Here is a 14173-nt window from a genome sequence, read left to right on the forward strand (position 1 = left end):
ACAAGGACTCTTTATGACACACGCTTCAAAACCCAAACTATTCTACGGATGGTGGGTGGTGGCCGCCTGCTCCCTCATCGTTCTTCTGACGGCCATGAGCCGCTATTCCCTCACCATTTTCATGCCCACCCTGGAGGCCGAGCTGGGATGGAACCGGGCCACCCTCGGTTTCGGCATGACCGTTCACCTTTGGGTCTATGCCTTCGCCTCGCTGCTGGTGGGGGTCCTGGTCGACAAGTTCGGCTCCAGACTCCCCATGCTGATGGGCGGGGCCCTCATCTCCGTCGGAATCTTCCTCCTCTCCGGGGTGGGCACCACCTTTGAGTTCCAGCTCTTTTACGGGGTGATCCTGGGGCTCGGGGTCTCCTTTGCCTACTTTGTGCCCGGCGTGGCAGCGGCCCGGGTGTGGTTCCAGGAAAAAGGGGCCCTGGCCATTGCCATCACAAGCCTGGGCTCGGCCTGCGGCCTGGCCATCGTGAGCTTTCTCATCCCCGCCATGATCGAAACCTGGGGCTGGAGAACGGCCTGGCTTTACCTGGGCCTTACGGCCGGGGCCCTGATCATGGTCCTCGCCCTTGTGGTCAAACGCTCCCCGGCGGTCATGGGCCTCTACCCGGACGGGGTCTCGGCCGAACAACACGCCGAGCGCATGGCCGCCACCGAAGGCACCGCCGCCTCCGCACGGGAGTGGACCGTCAAGGAAGCCCTGAAGACCCCCTCGTTCTGGTGCGTTGCCTTGGCCTACACAGCCTTCAACTTCCCCGGGATGGGCCTTGTGGCCCATGTGGCAAGCTGGGGGTTCGATATCGCCAGGCAAAGCGGGGTTGCCCCTGCATCGGCCAAGACCGCCATCACGGCTGCCATGTTCGCTCTTTCCATCCTCGCCGTCGTGGGCATGCTCTTAGGGGGCGCCCTGAGCGACCGCTTCGGCAAAAAGCCCGTCAGCATCGTGGCCCTGGTGACAGGTCTGCTGCTCTGCCTGACCTTCACGCAGGTCTCCTCCCTTTTCGGATTCGTGGCCGCCATGCTCCTTTTCGGGCTGATCCCCTCCTTCTTTTACCCCATCTGGACGGCCCTTTTGGGGGACATGTTCGGAACCAAGCCCTTGGCCACCCTCATCAGCGTCGGCATCTTCGTCGGCGCCATCATCGGGGGGACAGGCTCCTATGTCTACGGATGGGCCTTTACCTCTTTCGGCAGCTACAACCTGGCCTTTCTTATGTCTGCGGGCTGCTTTGCCGTGTCGGCAGCCCTGATCCTGCTCGCCCGACACAACCCGGCACCCGTCACCTCGGCCCCGGGCACCCTGGCAGACGCAAAAGGCAATTGAGCCGCGCCCTTTTCACGGAAAGGCACGTGACTGAACGATCAACACCCTGCGGGGTTTTTCCAAGGAGACACTTATGCTTGACATCAAACTGACAAACGGAACCATCATCGACGGCACGGGATCCCCTGCCTACCAAGGGGATCTCGGCATCACCGGCGACAAAATCACCTGCATCGGCCACCTGGACGACACCGAGGCCAAAACAACCGTGGATGTAAGCGGCCGAATCGTCAGCCCGGGCTTCATCGACATCCACACCCACTCCGACACCGTCCTCCTTGCCGACGGCAGCGCCCAGAGCCAGGTACGTCAGGGGGTCACCTTCGAGGTGTGCGGCCAGTGCGGCGCCAGCGTCGCCCCGTACGAAAACGTCGAGAACATGAAAAAATACTGCCCGCTGCCCCTGCTGTCCCCCGTGGACTGGGACAGCTTCGGTACCTACCTGGACACCATGGAAAGGCAAGCCCTGGGCCTTAACGTGGCCTCCATGGTGGGACACGGCGCCCTGCGCATCAACTGCATGAAATACCCCCAGGGGCAGGCCGGAAACGATGAGATCACCGCCATGGAGGAGATGCTCGAAAAGTGCCTGGAGCAGGGCGCCGTGGGCCTCTCCTTCGGCCTGGAGTACGAACCCGGGTTTTCATCCGCCGTGGAGGAGCTGGAACGGCTCTGCGCGGTGGTGGCCAGGCATAACGGCGTCGCCGCCATGCACTCCCGGGACCGTGCCCGGTACTACGACACCGGCATCGATGAGGCCATTGCCCTGGCGCGCAACACCGGGTAACCATGCAGGTCTTCCTCGCCACCACCGAAGAACGGGCGCCCGGACAACGGCATGCAGCGCATCCTGGATGCCGTGCTCAACGCTCGGAAAGAGGGCATCAACGGTCGCCAACATGGACGTGATGGGTGTGAACCTCAACCACACCAACATCGCAGCCATCCTGCCCACCTGGGCCACCGAAGGATCGCCCCAGGACGCCATCAAACGATTGCAGGACCCTGCCCTGCGCCAGAAGATAAAGGGGGAACTCAAGCCGGTCTGGCAGATTGTAAGGGAAGAGAAATGGGACAAGGTGTGGCTGCTGAACGCCGCGAACTCACCGGAGCTTGTGGGCCTGTCCTTTGAGGAGATCTCGGAAAAACTGGACCGCCCGGCCCTCGACTGCGCCTTTGACATCATGATCAAGGAAGGTGAACGACTCAGGAGCGCCCTGTGGACCTCCCGGAGTTTCTCTTACGACGACGTGACCGTGGCCCTTCAGGACCCGGAGTGTCCCTGCATTTCCGACGGGTTTGCCATGGCCTCCGAGGGCCTTCTCTCCCAGCTCCCCTGCTCGCTGCACACCTTTGACTGGGTTCCCCTCTTCCTCGACGAATTTGTAACCAAACGGCAGATCCTGCCCCTGGAAGAGGCCATCCGCCGCCTGACCTCGGTCCCTGCACGCCGTGTGAACGTGTCGGACCGAGGCCTGATCAAGCCCGGCCTCCATGCGGACATCACGGTATTTGATGCTGCGCGGTTCAAGCCCTGCGCCACCTTTGACGAGCCGCAGCCCCAAGGCATCGATCACGCGCTCTGAACGGCAGCTTCGTCATCAGGAATGGGGGGAGCGCCTGCACAACAACCCGGACGCGTCATCAGGAGTAAACGACGTCCCACCGCGCGCCTTGTAAAGCGCCCCCCGCCTGCCGGATTCGATACAGATAACGACAGGCGGCCGGGCGCTTCATGTTTAAAGGTTAAATATGAAACCGGGAGACCAGGTTTTCGAGGTGCCGGGAGAGCTCCTCCAGGGAGGAGGCATGGGATTTGGCGATGGTGCACCGGGTTGGCGTTGTGCTCTGGCATGTCGGTTCACCGCCTGGATGTCACCGTTGATCTTTTCGGTAAGATGGGTGCTGGTCTGGACGCCGTTACTGATCTCTGTGAGCCCGTCGGCGGCCTGGGCGATATTGCCGGTGATCTCCCGGGTGGTGGCTGACTGCTCCTCCACAGCGGAAGCAATGCCGGAGACGATGCCCGCCACCTCCCGGATCACGCCCCGGATCTCATCCACGGCCGTAACCGCGTCACCGGAGGTAACCTGGATCCCCGTGATCCGCTTGCGGATGTCGTCGGTGGCGTCCGCTGTCTGCATGGCCAGTGCCTTGATCTCGCCCGCCACCACGGCAAACCCTTTTCCGGCCTCCCCGGCACGGGCCGCCTCAATGGTGGCGTTCAAGGCCAGGAGGTTGGTCTGCTCGGAGATCTCGGTGATGGCCTCGGTCACCGCGCTGATCTCCCGGGCTGCCCGACCGAGTTCGTCGATGCGCTCGGAGGTGGTATCAGCCAGAGAGACAGCGCTGTCGGTAATGGAACGGGCGCGCTCCGTATTGCCTGCGATTTCACCGATGGTGGCACTCATCTCTTCGGCAGCGGCCGCCACCATGCCGGAGTTGGCCGAAGCCTGCTCCATGGCGGCGGCAATGGAGGTCATCCCGTTTTCCGCCTCGGCGGCCGCCATGGCCGCGTCACCCGATCGCGTGGAGACCGCCTGGGAGGTTTCCGCCATGTTCCCGGAGACAGACTGAAGGTTGGTGGCGGAGTCTCCCAGCATCTCCACCCCTTCCCGGATTTCCCCCACCATTTCTCCTAACCCCTCTGCCATGCGGTTCAACGCATCGGCCAGGATCCCGATCTCATCGGTCCGGCGGCTGGTCACCCGCACGGTAAAGTCCCCTTCCGCCATCTTCTCGGCTGCCTTCACATCGGTGAGGATGGGCCCGGTGATCGAGCCTGTCAGCCAGTAAATGATCCCCCAGACCAAGGCAACGGAGGCAAGGGCAATACCCAGCCCGATCAGCATCATCCGTCTGACTTTGGCCAGAACGGCAGCCTTGGGGATGCTGACGATGACAGCCCAGGGGGTCCCGGTGGCCCCGATGGTCACGGGCACCCCGATGCGAAGCACCTGCGCGCCCAGGGTTCGGGAGTCGTTCTCAAGGGAAAAGGCCTCTCCCTTCCTGACAGCGTCAAGATAAGGGGTAATCCATGGCGTCGCCTCGGCGGCGGGACGTCCTACAAAGGAGGCATCGGGATGGGCCACATAGGAGCCGCCATGGCTCACCAGGGAGATGATTCCCCCGCCGAAGACATCAAACGCCCCAACCTGTTCCGCGATACGATCAAGGGTCAGATCCACCCCCACCACCCCGAGTATCTTGCCCTCCAGGGCGACGGGAGAAACCAGGCTGGTGATATTGACCTTCCGCCCACCCATCATGTACTCGGAGGGCTCCGTGATCACGGCCTTCCCGGTATTGACGGCGGTCAGATAATAATCCCCGGCCCCGGCCTGGTCATATTTGGCAAGGGGCTTGACTGAATACTCGCCGGCTTCGTTCCGGAACCAGCACCAACAGGAAACCGACCGGTGGCATCATGGCCTTCGGTGTTGGCAAAAATCTCGTCATAGCCATCCATGGCCCCCGGCTCCCATCCCGTCCACACAGAGTGGAACTCCGGGTTTTTAATGAGAACCTGCTTTAACATGCGAGAAAACGAGCTGCGGGAAGGGGAGGGATCCCCCTGTTTGATGCCCTCAAAAAGCTGGGCCACGGTGATGGCCTTATCAAGGCCCTCTTCCAGATTGATCTGGACCTGGCTCCCGTAATGGAAAGCGGCCTCTTTTGCCAGAGAGACGGCCTCTTCGGTGGCAAGTTTTTTAGAAAGGGTAAGGGTGGTGCCGAGGGTCAGGCCCAGGGCAAGGGTGGCAACTCCGCAAATAAGGAGAATCATGCGTGCGCGCAAGGTGAGTTTCATACTGCCTCGATCATCGTCGGCCCAGAAGGATAAAGATCCGGCAACCGTGGCCGAGGCTGCTGCCGAATCGAATACGAACGGGGATATCCTATATCGAGGAATACGACTTGCCTACTTTTTTATAAAATAATTTAGAAAATAAACATCTAAACACCTTAACCCTTTGTCTCCGACGGATCGATCTATGATCAAGCGATTTTCGTATTTTTATCGGGTCGTTTTCCCACGAAATACCCGGGCTACCGATCCAAAAAGGGGTAATCGGTGTAGCCCCTGGCGTCGCCTCCGTAATAGGTGGATTCGTCCGGCTCGGCCAGGGGCGCGTCCTGCTCAAAACGGGCCACCAGGTCCGGGTTTGCGATGTACAGGGCTCCGAAGGAGACAAGGTCGGCCACGCCGTCTCGAAGGGACGCTTCGGCCCGCTCTTTGGTGTAGCCCGCGTTGGCCATGTACGGCCCCCGGAACCGCTCCTTGAGCCGTGAGTAATCCAGGTTCGTTTCCCCGGAGACAAAATCGCCCTCCACCACGTGGAGATAGGCCAGGCGATAAAAGCTCAGCATCTCGGCCACGGCATCAAAAGGTGGCCTGGGGATGGCTGTCCCGAATGTCGTTGAAGCTGTTCTCAGGGGATAGCCGCACCCCCACCCTGCCTGGCTCCACCACCTTCAGAACGGCCTCGGTCACCTCCCGCAAAAAACGCCCCCTGTTCTCCACAGAGCCACCGTAAGCATCAGTCCGGTGGTTGGTGCCGTCCCGTAAAAACTGATCGATGAGATACCCGTTGGCTCCGTGGATCTCCACCCCGTCAAACCCTGCGGCCATGGCGTTCTCCGCTGCCTCGGCGTACTGGGCCACAATGCAGGGGATCTCTTCGGAGCCCAGCTCCCGGGGCGTCTCAAAAGGCGCCATGCCCGTCGGGGTAAAGCTCTCCCCGGCCGGGACAAGGGCCGAGGGCGCCACGGGTTTTTCGCCGTTGGGCTGAAGGGACGGGTGGGACACCCGCCCCACATGCCAGAGCTGGAGAAAGATGCGCCCCCCCTTGTTGTGCACGGCCCCGGTCACCTGGGACCAGCCCGCCACCTGCTCCGATGAATGGATCCCGGGGGTGCCGGGATACCCCACCCCCTGGGGCGAAATCTGGGTGGCCTCGCTGATGATAAGCCCTGCCGTGGCCCGCTGGGCATAGTACTCCACGTTCAGGGCATGGGGGACGTTGCCCTCCCCTGCCCGACTCCTCGTCAAAGGCGCCATCACCACGCGGTTGGGAAGGGTCAAGGGACCGATGTGAAACGGGGAAAAGAGCATCTCACGGGACATGGCCTGATCTCCTGTTTTTTGGGGGTTGGTCAACGAAGGGTAAGGGCGGAGCCAAAAAAGCCTCCGGCGGCAAGGTGAGCCACCTTGAAAGCTGGTTACCGCTGTGCTTTCCCCCTCGTTCCTCGGGCGAAATCACAGCGGTATGCTTGTGGAGATGTGTACATGCACGATGCAAGCACCCTCCACAAAATGAATTATTTCTTTATCATACCTCATCACAGGGCAAGACGGTACCATGTAACGCACAACATGGCCCGCACTCCGGCAACGTCACGGCCCGCCGGCACCTGAGGAAGAGACTTTCAGCCCGAGGTATATACGAATCAGTATTCCAGAAGAATGACATGGGCCTTTTCTGCAAAACCGGTTGCCACATGTCGCACATCACGCGAATGCCCCGAAACCTGTCGCGAAATGGTTGCCTTCATGCATTCGCCATAGGGTTTCAAGGTGCCCCGCCTTTTGCCGCCGGAGGCAGTGCGCTTAAATCGACAATGAGCAAGTAGCGACAACGTATCCTGTGACGTCGAAGCTTGTGAGCCAGCCCGCATAAACCATCAGCGTTTATGTCGGGCGCAGCCCGAGCCGAAGGCCCTTGCACTTTGCCCTGAGGAACGAAGGGCAAAGTGCAAGGGCAATAAGCTTTCGAGGTGGCTCACCTCGCCGCCGGAGGCATGCTTTTTCCACTCACTTTAACCATAGAAGGCCTTCTTTTTGTCCCCGCGTTCCCCATAAAAGGCGGGCTTTTTGGATCGGTTGTCAGCGGGGCCAGATCACCGTGGCCGTGCCCTCCAGCACCAGGGTCCCGTCCTGATTGGTGCAGGTGGTCTTGAGGTGGGTGAGCCCTTTGTCGGTGGGGGGCTCGGTGACCTCCACCCGGGCGGTGATGGTGTCGTTGACCTTCACCGGGGCGGTGAAGGTAAGATTCTGGCTCAGGTAGATGGTCCCGGGTCCGGGGAGCCTCGTGCCGATAACATTGGAGATAAGGCCCGCCGTCAGCATGCCATGGGCAATGCGCCCTTTAAAGCGGGTGGCCCCCGCATAGACATCGTTGATGTGCACGGGATTAAAATCCCCGGTGATTCCGGCGTATCCGTTGATGTCGCATTCCGTGATGGTCTTGGCAAACTCTGCGCAGGAGCCCTGCGCCGAACGCGTGGTCATGAGGTGCCTCCATGTATCCTTAACTTTTTATCGAAGAGTTCAGGCAAAAAGCACATATTTTCGTTGTGCCTGAATGCCGCAGTGATTTAACCCGAGGAACGAGGGTTAAAGCGCTGCGGCAACCAGCTTTCAAGGTGGCTCACCTTGCCGCCGGAGGCATCGTTTTTATATGTTTTGCTCTTGTCCCGCCCTTACCTTGAGCGGGCTCACCGCCCGTAGACATAGGACCCCGGAGCAACGCAGCCTTCTCCCTCCCCAGAAAACCGGCCCGGGGCCGGGGGCGCGCCTTTCTGCCCGGATCCGGCCATGAGCCATTTCTGCCAGTCCACCCACCAGGAGCCCTGTTTGACGGGGGTACTGGCGAGCCAGCGTTCGGGGGGGACGTAGATCTCCCCCTCCCGCCGGGTGGCCATGCGGTAGGATCGACCCGGGTGACCGGGCTCGCTCACGATGCCCGAGTTGTGTCCCCCTGCGGTGAGCACAAAGGTGATGCTGCGGGCATCGGCAGCCAGGTGAAGCTTGTACACCGAGGTCCAGGGGGCCACGTGGTCCTTCTGGGTGGCCACCAGGAAGATGGGGACATGGATGTCGCTGATCACCACGGGCCTTCCCTTGACCTCGAAGCGCCCCTCGGAAAAATCGTTGTCCAGGAACAGCTCCCGAAGGTAGCGGCTGTGCATCCGGCTGGGCATGCGCGTGGCATCGGCGTTCCAGGTCATCAGGGCGTTCATGGGCCGCCGCTCGCCCTTTAAGTACCGGCCCACGGCCTGGGACCAGATAAGATCGTAGGCCCGCAGCAACTGAAAGGCCCCTGCCATCTGCCCGGTGTCCAGGTAGCCCTGGAAGCGCATGATGTCCTCCAGGAAACTGAGCTGGGCCGGGTCGATGAAGAGCATGAGCTCTCCGGCTTCGGTGAAGTCGGTCTGGGCGGCCATGAGGGTGAGGCTCTTGAGCCGCTCGTCCCCGTCCCGGGCCATGGCCGCGGCGGCTATGGCAAAGAGGGTACCTCCCAGGCAATACCCTACGCCGTGGACCTTTCGGCCCGGCACCACCTCCTCCAGCTTGTCCAGGGCCGCCATGATCCCTGAGTCCATGTAGTCTTCCAAGTCGAGGTCCCGATCGCCTGTGGCCGGGTTTTTCCAGGAGACCATGAACACGGTGTGGCCCTGGTCCACGAGGTACTTCACCATGGAGTTTTCAGCCGAAAGATCCAGGATGTAATACTTCATGATCCAGGCCGGAACGATGAGCACGGGGTTCGCAAACACCTCCGGGGTGGAGGGACGGTACTGGATCAGCTCCATGAGCCGGTTGCGGTAGATCACCTCCCCGTCGGTGACGGCCAGGTTGCGGCCCACCTCAAAGGCACCGGCCTCGGCCGGGGGCATGCCCTGAAGCAGGCGGCCCATGTCCTCGGCGTAGTGGCAGAGGCCCCGCACGAGGTTGCCCCCCTTCTCCTGTCGGGTCAGGCGGAGCAGCTCGGGGTTGGTGGCCAGGTAGTTATACGGAGACCCCAGCTCCAGCACCTGCCGCCCCATAAAGGCCATGAGTTCCCCGTGGTGGGGTTCCACCCCGGGCCCCCCCACGGCCAGGGTGTCCCATGCCCGGCAAGCCAGGCTGTAGAGGCTCCGGAAGGTGCAGAAGGGCTCCTGAGCCCAGCCCTCGCCGTTAAACCGACGGTCGGCTGCACCACCTTCGGTCTCCACGGCGTGGGCCTTTTCTGCCTGAAGGGCGGCAGGCAGGGTGGCCAGGGCCATCCAGAGTTCGGTCTGCTTTGCCGGGGAGTTGGCCAAATGCATGGCCCAGTCCCCGGCGGCAAGGGCGGTTGCCACCGGGGAAAAGTTCATGGTTCCCCGCCCCTGCAGGGCGTGCCACAGGGTGTCCAGTGCCTGAAACGATCGGTCAGTCTGTGTATCGCGTTTCATCTCCATCCCTCTCTTCCGTTGGGACCGCCGGGCGGTCCCGAATATCATGCGGCGGCCGTGGCCTTCTCTTTGTCGCCCTTGGTTTTGCGGACCTCTGCCCCGTCACGCTCCTTGAGCCACCCCGCGATATGGGGCACGAAGTCTCTCTGGCATTTTGAGCTCACGTAAATGCCGATATGGCCGGTGTCGAGACAGAGGTCCTGAACGTCGGCGCTTCCCACGGCCTTGGTAAACCGGTCGCAGGCCGAAGGAGGCACCAGATGATCGTATTTGGCGTAGATGTTCAAAACGGGCATGGTGATGCGGGTGACGTCCACGGCCTTGTCGCCCAGGGTGAAGCTGCCGTTGAGCAGACGGTTTTCCCGGTAAAAAGCCGTGATGAATTCCAGAAAGGTCTCCCCGGGGACGTCCGGGCTGTCGAAGATCCACTTCTCCATGCGGATAAAGTTCTCGAGGAAATCCTTGTCGTTGAGGTTGGCCATGAGCCCGTGGTACTTCTCCACCACCAGCTTGGCCGGGTTAAGCATGAGAAAGCCCAGGTTCATGACGTCGCCGGGCATGTTGCCGCACGCCTCCACAACCCTCTCCACGTGGGTCTCCTTCATCCAGAGATGGAGCAGCCCCTCTTCGGTGTCGAACCAGGTGGGGGTCACCGTGGTGATGAGGTTCTTCACCTTGTCCGGGTGAAGGGAGGCATACACTGCGCCCATGGTGCCCCCCATGCAGATGCCCATGAGGTTGAGCTTGGCCAGGCGCTTGGTCTTCAGGATATGATCCACCACATGGTCTATGTAGCCCTCGATGTGGTCCTCCAGGGTGAGCCAGCGGTCCTTGCGCATGGGATAGCCCCACTCCAGCACATAGACGTCCACGCCCTCCTCCAGAAAATTCCTGATCACGCTCTTGTCGGGCTGGAGGTCCAGCATGGTCTCCCGGTTGATCAGGGCGTAGACAATGAGAAGCGGGGTCTTGAGCCCTTTTCCCCTGGTCTTCTTGGGGCAGTAGTGCTTCAAACGGATCCGATCTTCGGTGTACACCACCTCAAAAGGGGTGGTGGCAATATCGGTATCCAGGTTCTCAGAGAGGTTGCGAAGGCTCTCCTCCGCGTAAGCCATGCCCTGGCTGAAGGTTCGCATGGACTCCCGGGCAAGGGACTCGGCTGTCTGTATGGTGGAAAAATTCATGGGGTCCTCCGTTTTCATGCAGGCTGTTTTGACTGGGGTCGCACCGCAACAACGCCGCGACCGGGTTCACACCAACTGAAGGGTCGGTCACGCGGACTTCTGGGACACGCCGTCCCCTTTTTCCAAAGCTCCCACCCGTTTTTTCAGCTGGTACACATCCCTGGACAGGGCATCCATCTCCCGCAGGGACGGCACCCCCGAGGCCTGGAGGAGGTCCTCTCCCACCCCCATCATCCGGTGCCGGGCCTCTCCGGCCGTCACCATGAGCATGTCCAGGGAATCCAGGTATCCCTTGCTCGTAAACAGCCCCTGGTACCCCTCCTCCATGTGGCGCATCATGTGCTCGCCAAAAGCCTTCCAATCCTCGGGAGTGTTCGCGCTGCCCATCTCCTTGACGGCATGTTTGAAAGCGGCCTCCACGGGCAGCATCATGTAGGCGGTGAACTCCAGGATCGCCGCGTTCAGGGCCCCCAGGTGCTTCACGGCCCCGTCCACCTTCTCCTGATGAAAACACGCCGGCCCGATGCGACCGGGAAACCCGCCTGTCAGAAACCGCTCCATGGCTTTTCCACCGGACTCACGCCAAAAGGAGGTAAGCCCTGTCATTCCGTCTTTTCCAAGGGATCCCATGGACTCAGACATGCTGTTCCACAGGGTGGCATTCTGCTTGAACAACTCCTCGTAAAAAGCCGCCATCTTTTTTCCTCGCTGTGTTGTCGGGGTGAAAACCGGTCGGCTTTGCTCCGGCTCACCCGAAATGGACGTCACCGGAACCAACCAGCCTCCGGCATTCGGGCCAACCCATCGGCCCCGGATCGCATCGCTGACACATGAAAGCGATACGTTACAATGCAAACTAGCAAAAACAATGCCATACTTAAGCTATCAATTTTCACAAAGGATCCTCAGACAAGTACGGATTATGGGGAATGGGCACGAAGGGCGGGGTAATTCGCGGTTTCGCAAGGGTTGGATCAGAAGGGGCAAGAAAGGAAGAAAAATGGAACGGGAAACGCCCTGTAGGAAATGGCCTGCGGGACGTCAGGGAAAACCCAGGGTTTTCAGGGTGTCAGAAAATTTTACAGCCCCACGCAAGGCCCGCCCCCAGGGCCTCGCGGATGGCCGGGAAACGGAAGCGGGCCGGAAGCCACGGATCAGGCGGTGCAGTAGGCAATGGCCGCCGTGAGCTTCTCCTGAAGGGCCTCGGAGGCCAGGGAAAGATTGGCCAGAAACTCCTCCTGGGTTGGGGTCTCGGTATCCACCAGGTCTGTGACGGACTTCAGGGCAAGGAGCGGCACATGATAGAGGTCCGCCACCCAGGCAATGGCCGCGGCCTCCATCTCCTTGACGTCGGCCCCGTTGGCCCGAAGCCGCTCCAGGTCCTCGGGGACCATGTCCAGAGAGTTGCCCGTTGAGATGATCCCCCGCTTCAGGCCAAGGGTCCGCGCAAGCCCCTTGAACTCAGGAACCGGATAAGATCCCACGCCGTAAGCGTCCATGCCGGGGATGGGAATGCGACGATCGTGGAACCGGATGCACCCGCTCCCCAGGTACACATCCCCGATGTGGGCTCCCCGGCCGCGAAAGCCCCCTGCCGTGCCTGCGTTGATAAGGAGGTCTGGCTTGAACCGCTCGATGGCCAGGTACGCCGCCAGGGTCGCAGGCTGGGTGGCCACGCAATCCACACCGTGGCGCGGGTCCTTTCCGCCCACAATGAGCACCAGGTCCGCGGTCCCCGCCTTTCCGGCGTAAACGTCCAAAGGCAACGGGCCGTCAATGGCGGCCTCCACAGGCACAAGGCCCATCTCTCGAATAAACGGCTCGGCCTCTTCGGCCATGGCCATGATGACGGCAATGGTTGAAATCTGCATGTGCAACTTCCTTAATCTTAAAACTATTCAGCTCATGCCTCCGGCGGCCCTGCCGGGGGCTAAACTTTTAAAAAGTTTAACAAACAGGTCATAAAAAACATGTTCACGGGTGTCGCTTTAAAGGCGGATGTGATTTGACCCGAGGAACGAGGGGCAAAACGCATCCGCTACCTGCTTTCAAGGTGGCACACCTTTTAGCCGGAGGCTGTCTTTTTTGAACTGAATAGTTACCTATCTGTTCATGTATGGGCCCCGGATCAAATCCTGGGCCAGGGCTTTCAGGGCGCTGTAGAATTCATAGAACCCGGCCAGGATGTCCAGGTCGAAACGAAAGGTGGCCCCTTGTTTTCGCAAGGCAAGGAGGCGGGCATCGCAGGCGGAAAGGGCCAGCCGAAGGTCCCAGCAGTCCACGGGCTCGTCCGTGTCCCGCATGCGGGTGAGGGTCACGGTGCAGGCTTCGGCAAGGTCCAGGATCTCTTTTTCCATGTGGAACCGCTCTTTGAGCAGGGCCTCTTTTTCCAGGGCGTGGGCCATGACGGCAAGGTGTTCTGCGGTGCGCTCCAGGCCGTTGATGACCGATTCCAGGGTATCTCCCCTTTTTCTGCGCACAAAAAGAAACTCGTGGTGGGTGATGCCCGAAAGGGTCTCCCGATTTTTCCTGATCTCTGCCGAGAGGGCCTGCATCCCGTGAAACGGCGGAGAGGCAACCCCGTGGACAAAGGCTGCGGTGAGCTCCCGGCAGAGGTCTGCGGCCTGGCCTTTCTGATTGTTCAGCCGCTCGCTCAGGTGTTTTTCCAGGCGCTCCGGAAAAATAAGGACCGACACGAGAAAGGCGGTGCCCACCCCCAGGGTGATCTCCAGGACCCGCCAGAGGGCATAAACGATCCGCTCGTCCATGGGGGAGCCGAAGCTGCCCACAAAAACCACGGAAACCGTAATGGCCGCCATGCGGAACCGGGGGCTGTACCGGGTCATAAACCCGCAGAAGCCCAGGGTCAGGGCAATGGCCGCGTCGTTCCAGAGGTCCCCCGGAGGAAAGGCCCAGATGGAGAAAATACCGATGGCCGCGCCCATGGCCGTGCCGAAAAAGCGATAGAGGCACATCCTTACGGAGTCTGCCACGTAGACCTGCATGACAATGACCGTGGAGATGACCGCCCAGTAACCGTACGGAAGGCCCATGGCGCGGCTCGCCTCATAGGAGATGAGGGAGGCCAGGCCGGTTTTCAAGCCATGCCGCAGGTGGGCGGCGGGGATGCGTTCAAAAAAGGTGGCGATGCTCATGATCGGAAGGTCCCTTGTCTGGGGTCTTGGGATTTGGATCGGGCCACGTGCGGCCCGATTCGCCCTTGTCGATATACCGACCTGCCCTGTTTGTCAAATGTTTCAAAAGTTTGCCCCACGGCAGCTCCTCCGAAGGCTTTTTAGGAGCTGAATAGATACCTTTTTTTACTTGCATCAACAGGCTTCGTTGACACCCCGCATCCCCTGCCATATGTTAAAAAAACATCCAAAACCCGGATTACCGGGCACAACAGCAGCCAGCTCGACAAACAAGGGTTAACTATCTTCCC

At 60.7% G+C, this 14173-nt stretch carries 13 protein-coding genes; 3 read left to right on the forward strand and 10 right to left on the reverse strand.

Features of this window, described 5'->3' with window-relative positions:
- Positions 1 to 13 precede the first annotated feature (13 nt).
- The 3 genes from ACOYW1_RS24175 to ACOYW1_RS24185 all read left to right on the forward strand — a co-directional run bounded on the left by ACOYW1_RS24175 (position 14) and on the right by ACOYW1_RS24185 (position 2916).
- On the forward strand, positions 14 to 1330 hold the full coding sequence (locus ACOYW1_RS24175; RefSeq protein ID WP_482420074.1) for an MFS transporter: 1317 nt from the start codon (positions 14 to 16) through the stop codon (positions 1328 to 1330).
- A 73-nt stretch (positions 1331 to 1403) separates the two neighbouring features.
- Positions 1404 to 2117 (forward strand): amidohydrolase family protein, encoded by a 714-nt coding sequence (locus ACOYW1_RS24180; RefSeq protein WP_482420075.1) that lies wholly within the window; start codon positions 1404 to 1406, stop codon positions 2115 to 2117.
- A 112-nt stretch (positions 2118 to 2229) separates the two neighbouring features.
- Positions 2230 to 2916, forward strand: coding sequence for an amidohydrolase family protein (locus ACOYW1_RS24185; protein ID WP_482420076.1), 687 nt, complete (start codon positions 2230 to 2232; stop codon positions 2914 to 2916).
- A 153-nt stretch (positions 2917 to 3069) separates the two neighbouring features.
- Here ACOYW1_RS24185 and ACOYW1_RS24190 read toward each other — a convergent pair whose 3' ends face one another.
- From ACOYW1_RS24190 to ACOYW1_RS24235, 10 genes are all read right to left on the reverse strand, one after another.
- Positions 3070 to 4650: a methyl-accepting chemotaxis protein gene (locus ACOYW1_RS24190; protein ID WP_482423809.1), complete on the reverse strand. Its 1581-nt coding sequence runs from the start codon at positions 4648 to 4650 to the stop codon at positions 3070 to 3072.
- Positions 4647 to 5138, reverse strand: a complete 492-nt coding sequence (locus tag ACOYW1_RS24195; protein ID WP_482420077.1) for a PDC sensor domain-containing protein — start codon at positions 5136 to 5138, stop codon at positions 4647 to 4649. Before ACOYW1_RS24195 ends, ACOYW1_RS24190 begins: the two co-directional genes overlap by 4 nt.
- A gap of 239 nt (positions 5139 to 5377) precedes the next feature.
- Positions 5378 to 5707: a hypothetical protein gene (locus ACOYW1_RS24200; RefSeq protein ID WP_482420078.1), complete on the reverse strand. Its 330-nt coding sequence runs from the start codon at positions 5705 to 5707 to the stop codon at positions 5378 to 5380.
- 4 nt (positions 5708 to 5711) lie between these two features.
- Entirely contained in the window at positions 5712 to 6455 is a 744-nt protein-coding gene (locus ACOYW1_RS24205; RefSeq protein WP_482420079.1) for an alkene reductase, read from the reverse strand.
- Between the two features lie 759 nt (positions 6456 to 7214).
- Positions 7215 to 7619 carry a MaoC family dehydratase gene (locus ACOYW1_RS24210; protein WP_482420080.1) on the reverse strand — a complete coding sequence of 135 codons (405 nt, stop codon included), beginning with the start codon at positions 7617 to 7619 and terminating at the stop codon, positions 7215 to 7217.
- A 206-nt stretch (positions 7620 to 7825) separates the two neighbouring features.
- Positions 7826 to 9544, reverse strand: a complete 1719-nt coding sequence (locus tag ACOYW1_RS24215; protein ID WP_482420081.1) for a PHA/PHB synthase family protein — start codon at positions 9542 to 9544, stop codon at positions 7826 to 7828.
- Positions 9545 to 9588: 44 nt separating this feature from the next.
- A complete protein-coding gene (gene phaC, locus ACOYW1_RS24220; protein WP_482418146.1) occupies positions 9589 to 10728 on the reverse strand; it encodes a class III poly(R)-hydroxyalkanoic acid synthase subunit PhaC in 1140 nt (379 codons plus the stop codon).
- An 87-nt stretch (positions 10729 to 10815) separates the two neighbouring features.
- Entirely contained in the window at positions 10816 to 11424 is a 609-nt protein-coding gene (locus tag ACOYW1_RS24225) for a poly(R)-hydroxyalkanoic acid synthase subunit PhaE (RefSeq protein WP_482418147.1), read from the reverse strand.
- Between the two features lie 458 nt (positions 11425 to 11882).
- Positions 11883 to 12599, reverse strand: a complete 717-nt coding sequence (locus ACOYW1_RS24230) for a phosphorylase family protein (RefSeq protein WP_482420082.1) — start codon at positions 12597 to 12599, stop codon at positions 11883 to 11885.
- A gap of 231 nt (positions 12600 to 12830) precedes the next feature.
- Positions 12831 to 13883: an FUSC family protein gene (locus tag ACOYW1_RS24235; protein ID WP_482420083.1), complete on the reverse strand. Its 1053-nt coding sequence runs from the start codon at positions 13881 to 13883 to the stop codon at positions 12831 to 12833.
- Positions 13884 to 14173: the final 290 nt, after the last annotated feature.

Source organism: Desulfoluna sp. CYM3A, from assembly GCF_056829965.1.